Raw genomic sequence first — 17,340 nt, 5'->3', positions numbered from 1 at the left:
TCCATTCCGTTCAAGCATTCAGTAACCTGCATTCCGTCCCGTTAAGTTTCGCCTGGTGAACGCATTTTATAAGCGCTTCTTGCGCAAGAAGGAGGTGTGCCGGTCATGGCGCACGCGAAGACGTCTTCCTCGCCTCCCGTTCTCGTTCGGCTTGGAGACTTTGAATTAAACGTAACCCATCCCGATAAACCGATCTGGCCGGAGATGGGCATTAAGAAACTCGATTACATTCGCATACTTTCCGAACTCGCTCCTTATTTGCTGCCATATGCGGAGGGGCGCTGCTTAACGACAATCCGTTTTCCGGAGGGCATCCACGGCACTTCCTTTTACCAGAAAAACGCGCCTGAGCCGACGCCCGATTTCGTCCGCACCGCCATGCAAGGCGATATTCGCTACGTCGTGCTCGACTCCGTTCAGTCGCTGCTATGGATGGGAAGCTTGTACGCGCTCGAATTCCATGTCTCCTCCGACGAGATCGGCCAGCCCCTGCCGAACGCGTGGATGCTCGACATCGACCCCTCGCTCGAAGAGGAACCGCGCCTCATGGAAGCTGTCTCGCGCGTCGGGGAACTGCTGGAGTCGCTAGGGCTGGCTGCGCTTCCGAAGACGTCCGGGGCGACCGGTGCGCAGATCGTCATGCCGATCGAACGCGGTGTTAGCTTTGAAGAGCTCAGGCGGTTCGGCAAATTCGTCTCCGAATATTTGGCGGCGCAGAGTCCGGAATTGTTCACGGTGGAGAGACTGAAGAAAAATCGCGGCACCCGCATTTACCTCGATTACTTGCAGCATTTCGCAGGCAGGACGCTGCCCGCCGCTTATTCGCCTCGCGCTAGACCGGGAGCAACCGTCTCGACGCCGATCACCTGGGATGAGGTGCGCCGGGACGTCAAACCGACCGATTTCCATCTGCTCAATATCGTTGATCGGCTAAGGGAAAAGGGAGATCTGCTGCGAAAGATTCGGCCGCAATCGCTATCGTCCGTTCTCGGTCAATTGCCAAAATGATTATGACCTACAGAAGCGGCGACAATATACGTGCCATTGCTTCGCGGAATTTCTGCCTGCGCGGGCGCTTCAGGAAACGCTGCAAATTCAGCTCTTCCGAGTCTTTAAGATCTTGAAGGAACAGCTCTTCGACACGGGCAATCGCGCCTGGATCAAACATATGCGCGTTGATCTCGAAGTTGCTGAAGAAACTTCGCAAGTCCATGTTGGCCGAGCCGACGACGGCGACAAGATCGTCAACGACAAGCGATTTGGCGTGGATGAAGCCTCTTTTATACTGCCATACCCGCACGCCGGATCTCAGCATCTCTTCCGCATACGACAGGGTTGCGTAATGAACAAGCCAAGTATCCGGCACATACGGAATAATGAGCCGCACGTCGATGCCGCTCTTCGCCGCGTCTTGAAGCACCATCGCAATACCCGGACTCGGGATGAAATAAGGCGTCGTGATCCAGATTCTTCTGCGCGCCTCGCGGGCCATCGCAAATACCGAATCGTGAATCGCATCCCCTTTGCGGTTCGGGCCGGCCGCGACGATCTGCACCGCTTCCGTCCCGACGCCATCCTGATGCTCCGGGAAGTAAGACGGCGCATCGGGAAGATTCGCTTTCTCGCGTGTGGCCGTCTCCCAGTCCTTCAGAAACACTGCTTGCAGCCAATAGACGGAATCGCCTTCCAGTCTCAAATGCGTATCCCGCCAGTAACCGAGCCTCGGGTGCCTTCCGACATATTCGTCGCCTACGTTAATGCCGCCCACGAAACCGACGTTACCGTCCACGACCATAATTTTGCGATGATTGCGGTAGTTCATTCTTTTTTTCATAAATGTCGGCCGCAGCGGATAGAAGCAGGCGCACTCGACGCCGCCTTCCTTTAATGACCTGACGTATCTGTTTTTTAGTTTGATGCTGCCGATACCATCGTACAGCAGCTTGATTTTGACGCCTTGGCGGGCTTTCTCGAGCAAAACATCCTTAAATTTCTGCCCAATGTCGTCGTCCCTGACGATGTACGAAGACAAATGAATATGGTGCTTCGCCTTGGCAATTTCCTCAAACATCATTCGGTATGTATCCATGCCGTTGCTGTATACTTCGCTCCGATTGCGGCCGGTAATCGGCAACTCTCCGCCTTTAAGCAGCGCCCGGAAAAGCCTCTCATGACCAACCGGATCTGGCCACGGCAGTTCGCGCACATCTTTCAAGTTGCGGCTCATCGCCATCAATTTCGCCCGTCTCCGCTGCTCCTGCAGCGCGCGTCTCCGGGCTTTCCGCGAGCGGCGATACTCGGTTGCCAAGAAGTAATAAAGCGTGAACCCGACGAGCGGGAACAGAAACAGAATAAACAGCCACGCCGTTGCATGCGCCGGCCGACGGAATTCGAGCAGCAGGATCGTCGCCGCCTGGAAAATAAAAATGAGGAGAAGAATGAGGATGCAGAACAGAATCATATGTACCCCCGGCTAATTTGGGAAAATTCACGCGAACCGATGCTAGGGTGTGTCTGCAAACTCCGAGGCAGCAGACTGAGTTTGCAGACACGCCCTAGGCCCGATTCCGACATTATAACATTTTTCCCTACGCGAGGAATGCAGAAGGCTGATCTCCCTTAGTGAAGCTTCGATTCAAGTGGGGTCGTCCGACCGAATAATACCAGAATCGCGAATAAGCCCCGATCTTATCGCCGAACAAATTGCGCCCGTCGATCAGGATCGGTGTGTTCATCGTCTGTTCGACGGCCCTGAGGTCGACTTCGGCGAATTCGTTCCATTCCGTAAGCAGCATCAGGCCGTCCGAACCTTTCGCCGCGGACAAAGGGTCCGTGCACCACTCGATCGAGGGATCGTTCAGCAGGCTTCTGAAATTGGCGGTCGCGGCGGGATCGTACACCCGAACTCGGGCGCCTTCCCCTATCAATCGCGACACGATATCCAAGGCGGGCGCCTCCCTTACGTCGTCCGTATTCGGCTTGAAGGCGAGCCCCCAGATGCCGAATGTTTTGCCGGAGAAGGAGCCTGCGTATTCTCTCAGCTTGCGGATCATCGTGTTACGCTGCTCTCGATTCACCTCCACGACGGACTTCAACAGCTTGAAATCGTAGTCGACGTTGCCCGCGATTTGGATCAACGCTTTTGTGTCCTTCGGGAAGCAAGAACCACCATAGCCGATACCCGCGTTCAGGAAGTGTGGACCGATTCTTCGGTCTTGGCCCATTCCTGCCGACACTTGGGTGATATCCGCTCCGACTTTCTCGCAGATGTTGGCGATCTCGTTGATGAAGGAAATTCTCGTAGCGAGATAAGCATTGGACGCGTACTTGATCATCTCGGCGCTGCGGACGTCCGTGACGAAAATACGATCCGTCAGCGGCTTGTGGAGTTCGACGATCGCCTCGATTTCCGCCGCCCGATCGGTTCCGATTACGATGCGATCCGGATTAAATGTATCCCGGATCGCATAGCCCTCCCTCAGAAACTCGGGAACAGAAACAACCCGAAACGGATATTTAGCGCGACTCGCGACGATCGCTTCGATTCTCGCGTTCGTGCCGACAGGCACCGTACTTTTGGTCATGATCGTCTTCGGCCCGTCAAGCGCCTCGCCGATCGATTCAGCCGCCCGCTCGACGAAGCTCAGATCCGCTTCGCCGGTAGCTGTCGATGGCGTTCCGACCGCGATGATGACGATCTCCGAACCTCTCACCGCCGCGGCCAAATCCGTCGTGAACGCGATTCTTCCCGCATCTGCGTTGCTCCATAGCATTTCTTGAAGTCCCGGTTCATAGATAGGCGCTTCACCTAGCCGAAGCTTTTCGATCTTCCCGGAGTCTTTATCGGCGCATACGACCTCGTGACCCAATTCCGCGAAGCACACGCCCGTGATCAGTCCCACGTAACCGGTGCCTACGACAGCCAGTTTCATCCGTCCTCCCGTCCTTTCGACTTTCTATGATTTATCCGCGAAAGTGGAGCGAAATCTCAACAATTGATCGACCTTCGACTCCCAGGAATGCTTTCGCGCCTCGTCGACGATGGAAGCTGTCGAAATCTCGTTCGCTGCCAAAAGGCGAAGCACCTCGTCCACTTGCTCGATCAGCTCGTGCGTCTCCCTGTAGAAGTACAGAAAAGATTCCGGTCTTCTGACCAATTCGGCTGTCGCAGTCACGACTGTCGGTAAGCCGGCTGCGGCATACTCATACAGCTTCATCGGACTTCTTCCCGCGTTGGCGGCATGGCCGGACATCGGAAGCAAAGCCAGATCGGCATGATGCAGAAAACACGGCAAGCGATCATATGGCTTTGCGCCCAGAAAATGCAAATTAATCGAGGACAAAGCAGCCATAGACGGAGAGCACGGACCGATGACGATAACGCTGATCGCCGGACGTTCGTCCGCCAACTTCCTGATGGCGTCCACGTCCAACCTCTCGTCCACCGCTCCGACATAGATCGCCCGAGGTGACGGTATGCCTTTGAACTCCTCAGGCTCGTCCCGGTACGCCGAGAAGTGCCCGAACTCGACTCCGTTTTCCATAATCATGCCTGGCAATTCTGGCCTAAGTTTCTTAATGTTTCGATAGACCGGAGCGGACGTCGCCACGATGCAGTGCGCTTTGCCAACGATGTTCCTCTCCGCCCATTCGATCGTGTCGTCCCCTATCATCTCCTTGTAATTGTCGGTAGGCCGATAGACGATCAACTTGGCGTTGACGTACTTGTCGATGCCGACAAAATACGGCTGGTCGATCAGCAGCAGGTCGACGTTTTGAAACCGATGCGTCTTCAGCAGTTCCGGGAAGCGCGGAAACGCCATCCAACTAACGAACCAATTCCTTCCCCACCATCGGAAAGCCCTCCCCGCGATGTTCCACGGAACCCAGGTAAACGGCACGCAATGGATGATCGCGTCGTCCACGACCGGATTCCTCATGGCGAGCCATTGACGAAAACGGCTCTTGATCGACGCCTTTCCGATCCGGAACAGATGCATGGGCGTGATCGCCGTGCTCATGTGCAACACCCGGTGCCCCCTTTTCGATAATTCGCGGGCCAAGTGGTGCGATCCGACGACGAACGGACCGCCAATGAACGTGTGGCTGACGAACATAATGTTCAGAGGCTTCTCTTCAAGCTCGATGTTCCCCATTTCTCACACCCATTCTTTATCCAAGACGAACCGTTGCGGTAGCCTAAGCCGAACAAGAAATATCCGTCCCCAGCAACGTCCCCTTCATTTTGTTTCTATCGAATGTTGTCCCTTGGCAGCTTCCGACAAGTTCATACGCCCGTTCGACCTGCATGCGCTCCCTTGTCTCCATGGACTCGTTGTCGGTGATGATCGAATGCCGGCTGTCCTTCAATAGGAAGTTATCGATATATTGGCCCCCGCTCGTGTTATTGTTCAGCCACTGATTGCCCACCACGATCAACCGGTCGCTTCCCTCCGAGAAGAAGCCATACGTGCCATTGTTTTCTATGACATTGCCGATGATAGAACAATCGCTACCGTCCACTTGCAGTCCGATGCTCCCGTTGCCAGTGATCACGTTGTTCTGTATAAGCGTGCCGGGAGCGGACACGCTGATCCCCCTTCCTGCGCCGCTCGACACCGCGTTGCCGACTAGAACTACAGACAAGGCTCCCGCCGACACCTCGATGCCGAACGAGTTGCCCCTTTCTCCTGTCAGCAGTGCGTACGCTCCGGCAAACTTGACCGTATTGCCCTCCACCCTCGTATCGTCGGGGGCGTACGTATCGTAGTTGCCGTCCCGGTCGATCAGTATGCCGCTGGACGTCGTATTGATCACCCGATTGTTCAGGATGAGGACCTTCTCGCCGCCTACGTGCGCAATGCCTCTAGAGTGCGAACGATAAATTCGGTTGCCTCGTATCGTAATGTTGCTGCATAGCATTTGCTGTGCTTTATAACTGACGACTGCGATCGAATCGTCTCCCGTCTCGGAAACGAGATTGTTCTCAACGACGATGTTTTTCGAACCGCCAGTCAGATGGATGCCATCCGCCAGCGTCTTCTTGATTATGTTGTCGCGAATGACGCCGCCGTCTACTTCTCCTCTGGCCATGATGCCCTTGCCGTTTCCGAGCACTTTCTCAATCAGAAAATCTTTTGCCTTGTTCGTGACGTAAATCCCCTCGTCGTTGTCGTGGCGTTGGACGTCTCCGACGCCGAGCGACACCTGCAAATATCTCACAGCGTTATGCGAAGAGCCCGAGATGACGACTACCCGCTTAGGATGTTTCGTAATCCGGATTTCCGATTCCGGACCGACCCCCTTCAAGATCACGTTGTCTTTACTAACGACAATGCTGTCGTCGACCAGATAGACCCCTTTGGGAAAATACACTACCCCTCCGCCGTTCGCGCCCGCTTGATCGACTGCTTTCTGGATTGCCGCCCGGTCGTTCGCAACTCCGTCTCCTTTCGCTCCGAATTTCGTTACGGCATAGGTTAAGGTTTTCGCAACACTGGCGCCAGAGCCGGAAGCCGCGAGCACGGCTCCGCCTTGCAAAGTCCTCTCCGGGACTGGAAACTCTGGCGGCGGTTCGCCTCCCCTCAGCGCAAGGAAAGCCGCAATCGCGATGATCGCCGACGCTGTTCCGTAACCGGCTCGCCGTATCCATCCTGTAGTCCGATATCTGTATCCGTTCAACGCTGTAGTCACCCGACGATCCTCTCCGTTTTCGTCCATATCAGGTTTGCTTTCTGGCGATTTTTACGAGGACACCGCCGACCATTTCCTTCGCATTCTCTCTATTGAAAATATAGACAATGATGCCGTACAAGCATACTCCGGACAATACCTGGATACTCAAGATCGCGGTCGCATTATAGTGCGTCTGTAACGCAATACCGATACCGAATACTGTCATGGCCATAATCGCGCTGCTTAGAAGGCCCGGGATAAGGCTGCGAACGTAGTCCTTCAGGCAAGCACCCAATATTCTCACAATCGAGATTTTGTAATGAATGCCGAACAGAAGAAGCTGCGCGATGAAATACGCGATAGCAACACCCGCCGCATCGCCCAAGTAAGCCCCAATCGTCAGCGCGGGGAGAATGACCCCAAAGCTGACTAAAGTGTACCGGAAAGCGAGGTCCGCCCTCCCTTTGGCCAGCAGTAGGCTCGAAGAGTATAGAATCAATGACCTGACGAGCAACATGCCGGCCAATATTTGAATAAGCGGAACGCTGGCGTCCCACTGCGATCCGAAAGCGAACGGAACGAGATAAGGCGCTGTTACCGACAAGCCGAAGAAAATCGGGGCGTTCAAGTAGCTGACCGCTCCCGCTAATCGAAGGTAACCCTTCTTTAGCCTGTCTGCTTGGTCTTGCAACTTCGCGAGAATCGGCAATGAAATTTGCGAGAACATCGGGTTAAGCTTCTGGACGGGCATAGAGCAGATTTGAAACGCGAAAGTGTAATAGCCGAGCTTCTCCGCTCCAAACATTTTGCCGAGAATGATGTAGTCCAAATTCGAAATAACGGCCTGAACCACGTTCGAGCCCATTTGATAAAATCCGAAGCTCAGATACCCTTTCAGGTCGCTCCGCGCAAAATGAAATTCCGGCCTCCATCTCCGCCAGCCGACGACCGCCAAGCAGACTGATTTCAGCAATGCATTCGCCAGATGAGACCATACGAGTGCGTATACGCCGTAACCGAGGCCTGCACCGGTCAGAGCGACGGCAAAACCGAACGAATAGGCGGCAATGTCGACTTTGGCCAAATAATCGAACTGCAATTCTTTCTGAAGGAGCATTTGAAACTGTTGGCCGATAGCCGGGATAAAACAAAGCAAAGCCATCAGATGCATCGGCCCCACGAGCTTCGGTTCACCGTAGAAGGCCGCCGCCAGCGGTGCCAGCAGCCATACGATCATACTGGCGGCTGCTCCCGCCCCCAAGTTCAGCGCGTACAGGCTGGACAACTCGCGACGCGTTACATGCTGTCGATGGATAATCGCATTGGAGATGCCCAGATCGTTCATGCTGATCGCCAGCACAACGAACACCATAATCATCCCCATCAGACCGTAATGTTCCGGCTTCAGCAGCCTGGATACGAGTACGATTTGGGTGAGCTGAATGACGATGGAGACGGCGGTGGATAAACTCGACCATTTCATGGCCGTAATGCCGCGAACTCTCAAGGACATATTCTTTACCCTCGTTCAGTTTTGAATTGGCGATTCATTCCCAGTCTTTTCAAGAAAAGAAACAACGGGTGAGGAACAATGTCCACCAGTTTCCAGATCAAACTTCTTCGGCGGACGAAGGCTGGAACGTCCAGGTGCTGGAACCAATCGAAAAACTCCCGCGCCCACGCGGGAAGTTTCTCGTCGTTCTCGATGCTGCGAACGCGGATTTCGTTCCAATACTCCACTGTCAGCACGCTGCTCGGCAGCCAGACAGGCAGCATCCGTCGAAGATGCTCCAACGTCGCCTTGTCGGCGTTGAAACCGGCCGTCGCGGGATCGACCCCTTCAGCGAGCAGAGCAGAGATCGTCCGCAAACATTTCTCGCAGCGGCCGCAGTTGCCGTAGTCCTCATTCATCCAACATACCCGCAGCCGTACCGGCTGTTCGCTACTCCTCATAAAATCGGCGATCAAGCTGACTTTGTCCTGTCTGGTCAACTGTTCACCGTCCAACTGAACGGTCGTTCCAGACCACCGGATGTGGTTGCCGATCAGTGTATTGGAGCCGTCGGGGAAAGATCTCGCTAGCTTCGGGGGTAGCGCCGAAGGAACGTATAACCTCCGAATGCCGAGCACCCATGACAGCGGAGCGAGTAACCCCACCATACCGATGCCGTGCTGGATGCCCGGCCACCAGCCGTGGGTGAATCTCCCAAACGTAAAGGCGATCAGCTTCTCGTTCAGAAAACCGTGCAAGTTCGCTTTGATGAATAACTGGTCTACTCCGTTCTCGAGCGCGAATTGTCCGTTGGCTCGTTTGACCTTCTCCCACACCGAAGATTGCCCGAACGAAATGTCCGCTCCCCATACCGTAACGGAAAAGGGCTTCTCCTCTCTTCTCCGGATGAACGTCCCCATCGAATCGACTCCGCCGCTGAAGAAGGCAGCCGATCTCCCTGTCTTGCCATCTGGACCGTCGATACTGTCTAAGGCATCTGAAGTCTCCGTAATCCGCCGCACATGAAGAGTGCCAGCAAATTTTAATCTCGGGTACATGGACCCAAACGAACGTTGCGCCAGAAGCAGACTCTCGTAAAAACCTTTGTCCAGTTCGTCGACATACACGTCGACACCCGCCACCCAGGCCACCGGGCATAAATTCGCAAGCAAAGGAATGACCAGCAAGCCTTTCGGCACGGAGGACACATCTCGATCGTATTCGACGAAAAAAGGCTCTCCCGAAAAGTACTTCTCCGCCTCAGATCCGTAATTCACCGCGTATCTTACCGTATTCCCCCGAGCGACGACGTCATTCACGTAAATCGCATTTTCTTTTTTTGGCACGGGCTTCTCTCCTTCTATTGAATGTGCACTGCCGCTTCCTTCAAGGCACTGGCACTTGCATCGACATTGACCGAACCGCCAGCCGCCCGGCCTTTCCGCACCAGAAAACTGAAATATGCATAACGTAGAGCGACGTACAAAAGCGGATAAAACACTCGGTTATCGAACAAATATGGAACCCGATAACTCTCGAGCAAAGAGAACACGACGATCGGATACACGGCCATCCAGCCGACTTCGTACCTTTTGATTCCTCTGTATGCCAAGCCGATGAAGCATCCGTATAGAACGGCGTAGAATGCATACAAGTACCCCGCACTCGCGAACACCTCGCCGAAGAACCCCATGTTCGTGTAATCCGGCGCCGAATAGACGCTGTTCTTCACGTTCAGATAAGCTTGCAAGGACTCGTTCATATGTAAAAAAGTACGGATTGTCGATTCCGGAATAAAAGCGTAAGCGAAGTTGATCCAGCCATTCAGGAGCAACGTCGGGAATCCGAACGCCCGGTCAGACAGATCGACCATCGCCATAGAATGGTTGACACTCGAACCGATATAATCGAGAAATCTTCCGATGCCGTAGCCATACACGCCTTCGTTTGCGACTCCTGTTTCCGAATAATAGCGGTAGCTTCTTAGCCCTTCCGCCGCTGAGAAAAACAGGATGACGCCCATGACTGCTGCCGACGCCTTGAAGAGGGTCACTTTTAATTTGTTGAAATAAATGGCGAACACGATGATCGGAAGAAGAACCTCCAGCATCGCGATCCGCTCCGAAAAGAGCATCCCCCTCAGAATACCGGGAAACAACACGAGCGCCCAAATCCAAAGCTCGCTTTTGTTACGAAGCCCGAAAACATGAATAGCGTACAGGCCAGACGCAATCAAGCTGAGCTGCGTCAACGTCGTAACTCCCGGTATGCCAGTCGCGTTGACGATCTGCTCCTTGAACTTCAAAATATCGCCGTCGATGAACACCATCCGAACCAGCGTGCCAGTACCCTTGGCCGCAACCATTCTGAGAATCCACAGCCATTGGGCCGCGAACGCGATCCCAGCGAGCGTCAACGCCTCTTTGCGGAGCGATCCGCTTGAGTTAACGCGGTCGAACCGCCGCTTCCACGCGTCGCCGGCAACGGACTCGCCCATTTTCTCCACGACAAAGCAACTAATCAAAATGATCGAGTAAAACAGCAGGTAATGGGTAAACGCGTGCAGCGAATAATACTTCACGAACGAGAACATCGGTTTGTAGAGCAACCACACACCCGTACTCGAGACAAACACGGACGCCAGCAAAAACCTTGGATTTATTACGGCTGCGCTCATCGGGAATCCACCTCTCTCCGGTTAAGATAACCCGCTTGTTGCTCCTCCACGTGTCGGCGGAATCTTTCCCGAAAAATTTCTCCGGAGAATCTCAGCGCGTTTTCTCGGCATTCTTGGTAAGAGATCGACGCCTCGCGGCTCTCGAACTCCCGCACTGCATCGATCAGTGATTCCACAGACTGTCGCGCAAAGAACACCCCGGTCGGCTTCGCATCATCCAGTCCTCGCACGGTTTCAAGCGCTCCTCCTTTCCCGAACGCGATGACGGGAGTGCCGCAAGCTTGCGCCTCGACGGGCGTAATGCCGAAATCCTCTTCGGCAGCAAACACGAACGCTCTCGCTTCCTGCATGTACCGGCACAATCGGTCCGCCGGCTGGTATCCGAGCAGGACGACGTTCGGCTTCGCTTTCGCTTTAATCTTCGCGAAGTCTGGACCATCGCCGATCACGATCAGTTTCTTGTCCGGCATCATGGAGAAAGATTCCACGATCAAATCTATCCTCTTGTAAGGGACCATACGGGACGCGGTCATATAATAGTTTTGTTTGCGGTCCTCAAAATCGAATCGTTGGACGTCAACGGGAGGATAAATAACGGTGGATTGACGCCGATACACTTTCCAAATCCGGTTGGAGATGTAGCGAGAGTTCGCGATCAACGAGTTGGCCCCATTCGCCGTACGGCTGTCCCACAATCTCATCCTGTGGAGCATCCATTTGGCAATGCCGCCCTTCAGTCCTCTCGTCAACCCCGATTCTTTCAAATACTGGTGCTGAAGATCCCATGCGTACCGGATCGGCGTATGCACATACGAGATGTGCAATTGATCCGGACCGGTGATGACGCCTTTAGCGACCGCGTAAGAACTCGAAATAATCAGATCGTATTCGGAAAGATCGAACTGTTCGATCGCGAACGGCATCAAGGCAAGATAGTGGCGAAATTTACTTCTGGCGAAGGGCATCTTCTGAATGAATGAAGTCGTCACTCGCTTGTTGCGAATGAATCCCCGCTCATCCTTGGGCAAGAAATCCACGATGCTGTAAAGGTCCGCGTCGGGATAAAGCGTCAGCAACTGCTCCAACACTTTCTCCGCACCCGCATAGACGGCTAACCAGTCGTGCACGATCGCTACTTTCAAGTCGGATAAACCTCCTTCACTGCTTTCCAAGTTGCCCGCGCGCATTCCTCCCACGTGAATCGTTCGGCGCGACGCAACCCTCTTGCGCTTAATGCCTTCCGAAGAGAAGCATCGTTCATAACGCTGTTGATCTTCGTGGCGATGTCACGAGGATCGAGGGGATCGCAGTAAAGTGTCGCTTCGCCGCACACTTCGGGCAGCGAAGCCAAGCCCGATGCGATGACCGGCGTGCCACAAGCCATCGCCTCCAGCGGAGGCAAACCGAAGCCTTCGTACAGGGAGGGAAACACGAAGCACCCCGCTCCGTCATAAAGAGCCTTTAACTGCTCGTCCGACACGTATCCAACGAGCTTCACCTTGTCGGAGTGCGGCATTTCCGCTTTACTGAAGACGCGTCCGTTCATACCGCCGGCGATCACGATCGGATAATGAACGTCTTCCAACAGTTCGATCGCCCGCGCGATGCTGGCGAAGTTTTTGCTAGGATTCAGGCTGCTGACCGCCAGCAAGTACCCCCCCTTGATCAGCCGGTGCTTTTCCAGAAACCCCTCTTCCGGAACGAGCTCCAGCATGTGCTCCCTGCCATGGCCGAACACGCGGATTTTCTTCTCCGGAATACCTCCTCGGCTCATGATTCTCGATTTAGAAAATTGGGATACCGTCAGTACTCTCAAGGCACTTCGGCCGATCGCGCGCTGAATGAGCTTGTACGCGCTGCGAAATAAGAAGGAGTATGCTTCCGGCTGATCGTAGACAGCAGCGTCGTGGATCGTCACGATCTGCTTTCTGGCGAACATCGGCCCAGTGTTGCACAAGTTCACAAGCAAGCCGTCTTTGGCATAGAACGGCAGCACCGTTTGCTCCCATGCATGCCCGCCGAATGAGCCGACGACCCGCGTCCGGATATGCTCAAGAGAAAGCTCTCTCGCGGCGCCGGGAGGAACGAGCAGCGTCACGTTGACGTTGCCGCGATCTTCGGACTCTTCGCCCAGCAGCGCGTCCCAGCGCTTGATCAGTTCGATCGCATAACGTTGGACGCCAGTCACGTGCTGCATCAGAAACCTTGCGTTTACATAGATATTCATAACATCCCCCGGAGCCTTCCCAGAAAGGAATGCCAATAATAATTGGATTTGGGAAATTGCAGAAACAGGCCGTAAAGGATCGATCCAACGATAGGTTTCAGCAACGCGGTGCCTTTGTACGGCAACGAATACCGGTGTTTGGCGACGACTTTTCCGAACCCGCATCCGTACTTGTATGCCCGCTTGATCACCTGCGGGGAGTATCGAGCGACAGGGCTCGGGTGATACACAGTCAAATCCGGATAATAATAGGCCCGGCAATGTGGTAGCGCCCTCAGCACGTAATCCGTCTCCTCGCCTGACAAATAGATTGAATTTGCTCCGACCCCGATATTCTCATCGAAGCCGCCGACGAGGACGCCGACATTGCGCCTCTGGAAAATCGTATAGGAGATCGCCCTCCTCCATACGTTTTTCCGATCAACCGGCCCTTCTGTCTTGTCGAATTTCGAAGCGCTGTCCGCCCCCGTCCCGTCAATCGAACGCCCTGTCACGATATCCGCGTCCGGTCTCGCCGCAAACCGGGCAACGACCGATCGAAGCAGATCGGGGCCGTACCAGCAATCGTCGTCGGGGAAAGCGATCAAGTCTCCGGAGGCTCGGAGCAGGCCGACGTTCCTCGCCTTCGATATGCCTCTTTCCGAAGCCAGATGCACGATTGTAAAACGACTCCCGTACGGAAGCAGTATCGATGCCAGCCGGTCGTCTTCGTTCTGATCAACGACGATCAGTTCGAAGTCGCGGTACTCTTGGCGATCCAGATGCCGAAGAAATGTTTCTACTTCGAGCGTACGGTTAACGGTTGCCATAATGAGCGATATTTTCATGCGACGACCTCCCGCGACGACCTCGAACGATGTCTCTCATCGCCCTCAAATATCCGAAAGCTTTGGCGCGATGAGCGGTCCGAATCGCGGCCCGTAGAAGTAGTCCGCATGAAGTCCATAACAGGAGCAACGTTGTGACCGGATGGCGCCGTCTCGTCCGAAGGAGATGATAGTGGTTGACGATTTCCGTATAAGCGACAAGCTCCATCCTGTCGCGGGAATCAACCGATTGCAGATGTGTTACGGTCAGCGCCGGATCTATCCACAGTTGCCCGCTTCTTCCTGCGACAATCGATAGGTAAATATCTTCACCGAGGCTGTAGTCCGAAAGCCAATCTACCGGCGCGACGCCCGCGAGCGCGCTTTTCCGAAAGGACATATTGCATCCGAGCATATACTCCGTGCGGAAAGGCGCTTTCATCGCCCCCCATTTGATCATCGCCCCCCCGTAGCCGCTTAGCGACAGCTTCCCCGGCTTCGAGGAACCGTACAGGAATACGCCGCAGAACAGCCTCCAACTCCACCCGCCCCTGCCGATCAATAGGTCTCTGCCTCCGATTCCCGCCCATGAAGGATTCCTTTCATATAACTCAGCCAAACGGCTCAAGTAGTCGTCCGCCAGCACGATGTCGTCGTCGACGAACAGCACGATGTCGTGCGTGGATTTCCGGATCGCTTCTATTCTCGATAGGAAGAGCCCTTTCTCGCTTTTGCGAATATAGCGCAAATAACCTCTCGGATAGCCGTGTTTGTTCTCTATCTGTTCAAGCCATCCAGCCGGCAGGTCGCCGTCGTCGACAATCAGCACTTCGAGCGGAACGGTCGCCTGCTGCTTCGCGATCGAGGCGATGCAACGTTCCAGATCGTCATGACGATTGCGAGTGCAAATCGCCAGCGTGATTCCCCGAATTGCCGACATCGCAAGCTTCCTCCAATCTGTAGATCCATTGCCGATAGTAGCTTGAATTTTTGCCGTAGCTGTTATCCATAAGCCTGTTAGGCTTGCCCATCAAACACGATAAGATATGCCCGTGCAACCTGGACGTTAAAATATGGTCGTAACTGTCGAACAAGCGAACGGCTCTTCGGACGTAAAGATCGGACAGAAAGTACCATAGCCGGCGAATCGGCAGTAGGTTGTAGCACCGCCGATCAAGCGAATGGGCTCGAACAACGATACCCAGGAGAAGCCGATCCCACGCGCCGAACAAATCGGGCCAATCCGTCCTGGTGTCGCAAGAGAGGACGAGAGACCTCTCCAAGTCCCAGGAGTTCCCCTCCCCGTCCGTTCTGACCAATGCCAGCCTCTTACCGCTTCCCGGCGGCGCCGCCTTCAGCGGGTACAGCTCATGGGCCATGTCGGGTGCGAGCGTTACGTTGGCGATTTCGGATTTCGCCGCACGGTATGAGCCTTCGTCGCGGACGTACAGATGCAGGTCCGCATGTCGGCCGAACAGCTTCAAAGAACGCCGTTGCTCCTCTGGATCGCGAAAATAAATCGTCTGCGGCAAAATGACGATCCGGTGCCTAGGGTATCTCTGAACGAGCGTCTCCCTGAACTTCTGATAATACGGGTACAAGTCCCCAAAATTGCCACCCCCGTGGCATACAATGATCCAGCTACTAGGAATTCTCGTTCCCATGCGAAAGTTTAAATATGAAAATCGTTTGCGAACACGGATACCTTTTGCCTTGAAATAGGCTTCCGTTCCTTTCATGATCAGAAGGTCTCCGATGTTCCCGTGGACGGGATAATCGAGGTAGACAATATGTGCTCCCGGAGGAACGGACTCTCCCACGATGTCGAGCTTGCTCTTAATGGCTTCCATCCAGCGCGAATCCTTGTTCAAGTCCAAGAAGGCTTGCAATTTGTTCCCTCCTGCGGCTCATAATTTCTCTCGCTTCGTCCTCGCAGTCGAATAGTGTTCGTAGGCCGCGGAAGAGTCCGACTTCGTTTTGTTCAGCACACATCCGATGATCGGGACTTGTAGCTGCTCCAGCAGCTTTTTCGCTTTCAACACTTGCTCCTTGCGGGACAAACTCGTGTGGACGACAAGCAGCACTCCGTCGCTTTTGACAGCCAAAATGGACGTGTCCGTCAGCGAAAGCAGCGCGGGGGAATCGATGATGACAATATCGTATTGCTCCCTTGCTTGTACGAGCAGCGAACCCATCGCTTCCTCGTGAAACGGGTTATCCGAGACGGAAAAAAACTGGCCCGCAGTGAAAAGTGACAAATTGCGAATGCCGACCTCCCTCGCCATATCGGCGAGGGAGAGATACGGGAAGCTTCCGCTCGCTGCCCCGCTGTCGCCGGAAACGGAAAATACTTGATGCAGTGCCGGTCGGTATGCGTTGCCATCGATCAGCAGCACTTTGCGGTTGGCTTGCGCGTACGCAATCGCCAAGTTGGCTGCCGTCGTCGACTTGCCTTCCAACGGCACAGCAGACGTAACGAGTATCACCTTTCGTGTCTGTCCGTTCGGCGTAAAATCCAGCTTATTGCGCAACGAACGATATTCGTTGGCCGCGATGGAGAACGGGTCCAACTGGGTAATCAAGCTTCTTTTAACCGTGGACGTGGACATGATTTTCTTCACCTGCCTTTTTGTAGGATGATTTCGACTTGAGTTCGCGGAGATGGCCTCGTTTCATCTCTGCAATGCTCGCCAACACCGGAATGCCGAACATCCTTTCGATTTCGTCTGCCTCTTTCAAGCTGCCGTCGAAGTATTCGAGCAGGAAGGCGAACGACACGGCAAGAATACTCGATACGATAAAGCTGATCAGAAGAACGTAAACCAAACTCGTTTCTTGGGGGACGGGTCGGTTGTTCGGATCGGATGCGCTTAGCATTTCGATGTTTTGGATCTTCATGATTTTCGGTATTTTGTCTTGGAACACCGTCGTGATCGCATTGACAATGTTCGATGCCCGCTCGTAGGAGTGGTCTTTGACGGCAATCGTCATGATCTGACTTCCTTGGCCCGAGGTGACCGCGGTTTTGGCGACCAACTCGTTCGTTGTCAAATTGAACTCAGGATGCCTGCTTACAACCTCGCCCAGTACGAATGGCGTCTTGATCATTTCCTTGTAAGTGGCGACGAACATGATGTTGACCGCTAATTTGCTCTGGTCGATTGCGGATTGACCGGCCGCGCCATCGATTGTCTGATTGACGATGATTTTACTTACGGCCTCGTAGACGGGCTTGGACAGGCGCTCCTGCATTATACCCGCGACTGCGCACGCGATGATGACGATCGCAACGATAAGCGTCGCTCGAGCGCGAATGACTTTCAAATAATCGAAAAGCGTCATAAGCATCGTTTACCCCTATCCGATACAAAATGTAACTTTATATCCCTCAATTTACGATACATTTTGTAACCTGTCAAGATGCAGAATGTCGCAAAAAGTACAATAACCGCCCTTCGGGCGG

At 54.1% G+C, this 17,340-nt stretch carries 15 protein-coding genes; 1 reads left to right on the top strand and 14 read right to left on the bottom strand.

Annotated features, from left to right (window positions below; translation table 11 throughout):
- The first annotated feature begins 105 nt into the window (after positions 1 to 105).
- Positions 106 to 1,008, top strand: coding sequence for a non-homologous end-joining DNA ligase (gene ligD, locus ACFPOF_RS20045; RefSeq protein ID WP_378135874.1), 903 nt, complete (start codon positions 106 to 108; stop codon positions 1,006 to 1,008).
- Positions 1,009 to 1,015: 7 nt separating this feature from the next.
- Here the strand turns inward: ligD and cls are convergent, their stop codons facing one another.
- From cls to ACFPOF_RS19975, 14 genes are all read right to left on the bottom strand, one after another.
- Positions 1,016 to 2,461 carry a cardiolipin synthase gene (gene cls, locus ACFPOF_RS20040; RefSeq protein ID WP_378135872.1) on the bottom strand — a complete coding sequence of 482 codons (1,446 nt, stop codon included), beginning with the start codon at positions 2,459 to 2,461 and terminating at the stop codon, positions 1,016 to 1,018.
- Between the two features lie 127 nt (positions 2,462 to 2,588).
- Positions 2,589 to 3,932 (bottom strand): UDP-glucose dehydrogenase family protein, encoded by a 1,344-nt coding sequence (locus ACFPOF_RS20035; protein ID WP_378135870.1) that lies wholly within the window; start codon positions 3,930 to 3,932, stop codon positions 2,589 to 2,591.
- A gap of 24 nt (positions 3,933 to 3,956) precedes the next feature.
- Entirely contained in the window at positions 3,957 to 5,156 is a 1,200-nt protein-coding gene (locus ACFPOF_RS20030) for a glycosyltransferase (protein ID WP_378135868.1), read from the bottom strand.
- A gap of 43 nt (positions 5,157 to 5,199) precedes the next feature.
- Positions 5,200 to 6,693 (bottom strand): right-handed parallel beta-helix repeat-containing protein, encoded by a 1,494-nt coding sequence (locus tag ACFPOF_RS20025; protein ID WP_378135867.1) that lies wholly within the window; start codon positions 6,691 to 6,693, stop codon positions 5,200 to 5,202.
- Positions 6,694 to 6,721: 28 nt separating this feature from the next.
- Positions 6,722 to 8,188 (bottom strand): MOP flippase family protein, encoded by a 1,467-nt coding sequence (locus ACFPOF_RS20020; RefSeq protein WP_378135865.1) that lies wholly within the window; start codon positions 8,186 to 8,188, stop codon positions 6,722 to 6,724.
- Positions 8,189 to 8,193: 5 nt separating this feature from the next.
- Positions 8,194 to 9,513, bottom strand: a complete 1,320-nt coding sequence (locus ACFPOF_RS20015) for a hypothetical protein (RefSeq protein WP_378135863.1) — start codon at positions 9,511 to 9,513, stop codon at positions 8,194 to 8,196.
- 14 nt (positions 9,514 to 9,527) lie between these two features.
- Positions 9,528 to 10,844 carry a hypothetical protein gene (locus ACFPOF_RS20010; RefSeq protein WP_378135861.1) on the bottom strand — a complete coding sequence of 439 codons (1,317 nt, stop codon included), beginning with the start codon at positions 10,842 to 10,844 and terminating at the stop codon, positions 9,528 to 9,530.
- Positions 10,841 to 11,986 carry a glycosyltransferase family 4 protein gene (locus ACFPOF_RS20005; protein ID WP_378135859.1) on the bottom strand — a complete coding sequence of 382 codons (1,146 nt, stop codon included), beginning with the start codon at positions 11,984 to 11,986 and terminating at the stop codon, positions 10,841 to 10,843. Before ACFPOF_RS20005 ends, ACFPOF_RS20010 begins: the two co-directional genes overlap by 4 nt.
- Positions 11,983 to 13,071, bottom strand: coding sequence for a glycosyltransferase family 4 protein (locus tag ACFPOF_RS20000; protein WP_378135857.1), 1,089 nt, complete (start codon positions 13,069 to 13,071; stop codon positions 11,983 to 11,985). The genes ACFPOF_RS20005 and ACFPOF_RS20000 overlap by 4 nt, the downstream gene beginning before the upstream one ends.
- Positions 13,068 to 13,898 (bottom strand): glycosyltransferase family 2 protein, encoded by an 831-nt coding sequence (locus ACFPOF_RS19995; RefSeq protein ID WP_378135855.1) that lies wholly within the window; start codon positions 13,896 to 13,898, stop codon positions 13,068 to 13,070. The genes ACFPOF_RS20000 and ACFPOF_RS19995 overlap by 4 nt, the downstream gene beginning before the upstream one ends.
- Positions 13,867 to 14,817 carry a glycosyltransferase family 2 protein gene (locus ACFPOF_RS19990; protein ID WP_378135853.1) on the bottom strand — a complete coding sequence of 317 codons (951 nt, stop codon included), beginning with the start codon at positions 14,815 to 14,817 and terminating at the stop codon, positions 13,867 to 13,869. Before ACFPOF_RS19990 ends, ACFPOF_RS19995 begins: the two co-directional genes overlap by 32 nt.
- Positions 14,765 to 15,766, bottom strand: coding sequence for a polysaccharide pyruvyl transferase family protein (locus ACFPOF_RS19985; protein ID WP_378135851.1), 1,002 nt, complete (start codon positions 15,764 to 15,766; stop codon positions 14,765 to 14,767). Before ACFPOF_RS19985 ends, ACFPOF_RS19990 begins: the two co-directional genes overlap by 53 nt.
- A gap of 18 nt (positions 15,767 to 15,784) precedes the next feature.
- Complete coding sequence (locus tag ACFPOF_RS19980; RefSeq protein WP_378135849.1) at positions 15,785 to 16,486, bottom strand: CpsD/CapB family tyrosine-protein kinase; 702 nt, start codon at positions 16,484 to 16,486, stop codon at positions 15,785 to 15,787.
- Positions 16,467 to 17,225, bottom strand: coding sequence for a YveK family protein (locus ACFPOF_RS19975; protein WP_378135847.1), 759 nt, complete (start codon positions 17,223 to 17,225; stop codon positions 16,467 to 16,469). The genes ACFPOF_RS19980 and ACFPOF_RS19975 overlap by 20 nt, the downstream gene beginning before the upstream one ends.
- Between the last annotated feature and the right edge of the window lie 115 nt (positions 17,226 to 17,340).

The organism is Cohnella soli (assembly GCF_042655525.1).
In the GTDB taxonomy this organism is placed as follows: domain Bacteria; phylum Bacillota; class Bacilli; order Paenibacillales; family Paenibacillaceae; genus Cohnella; species Cohnella soli.
This window is presented reverse-complemented; position numbering and strand designations above follow the sequence as displayed.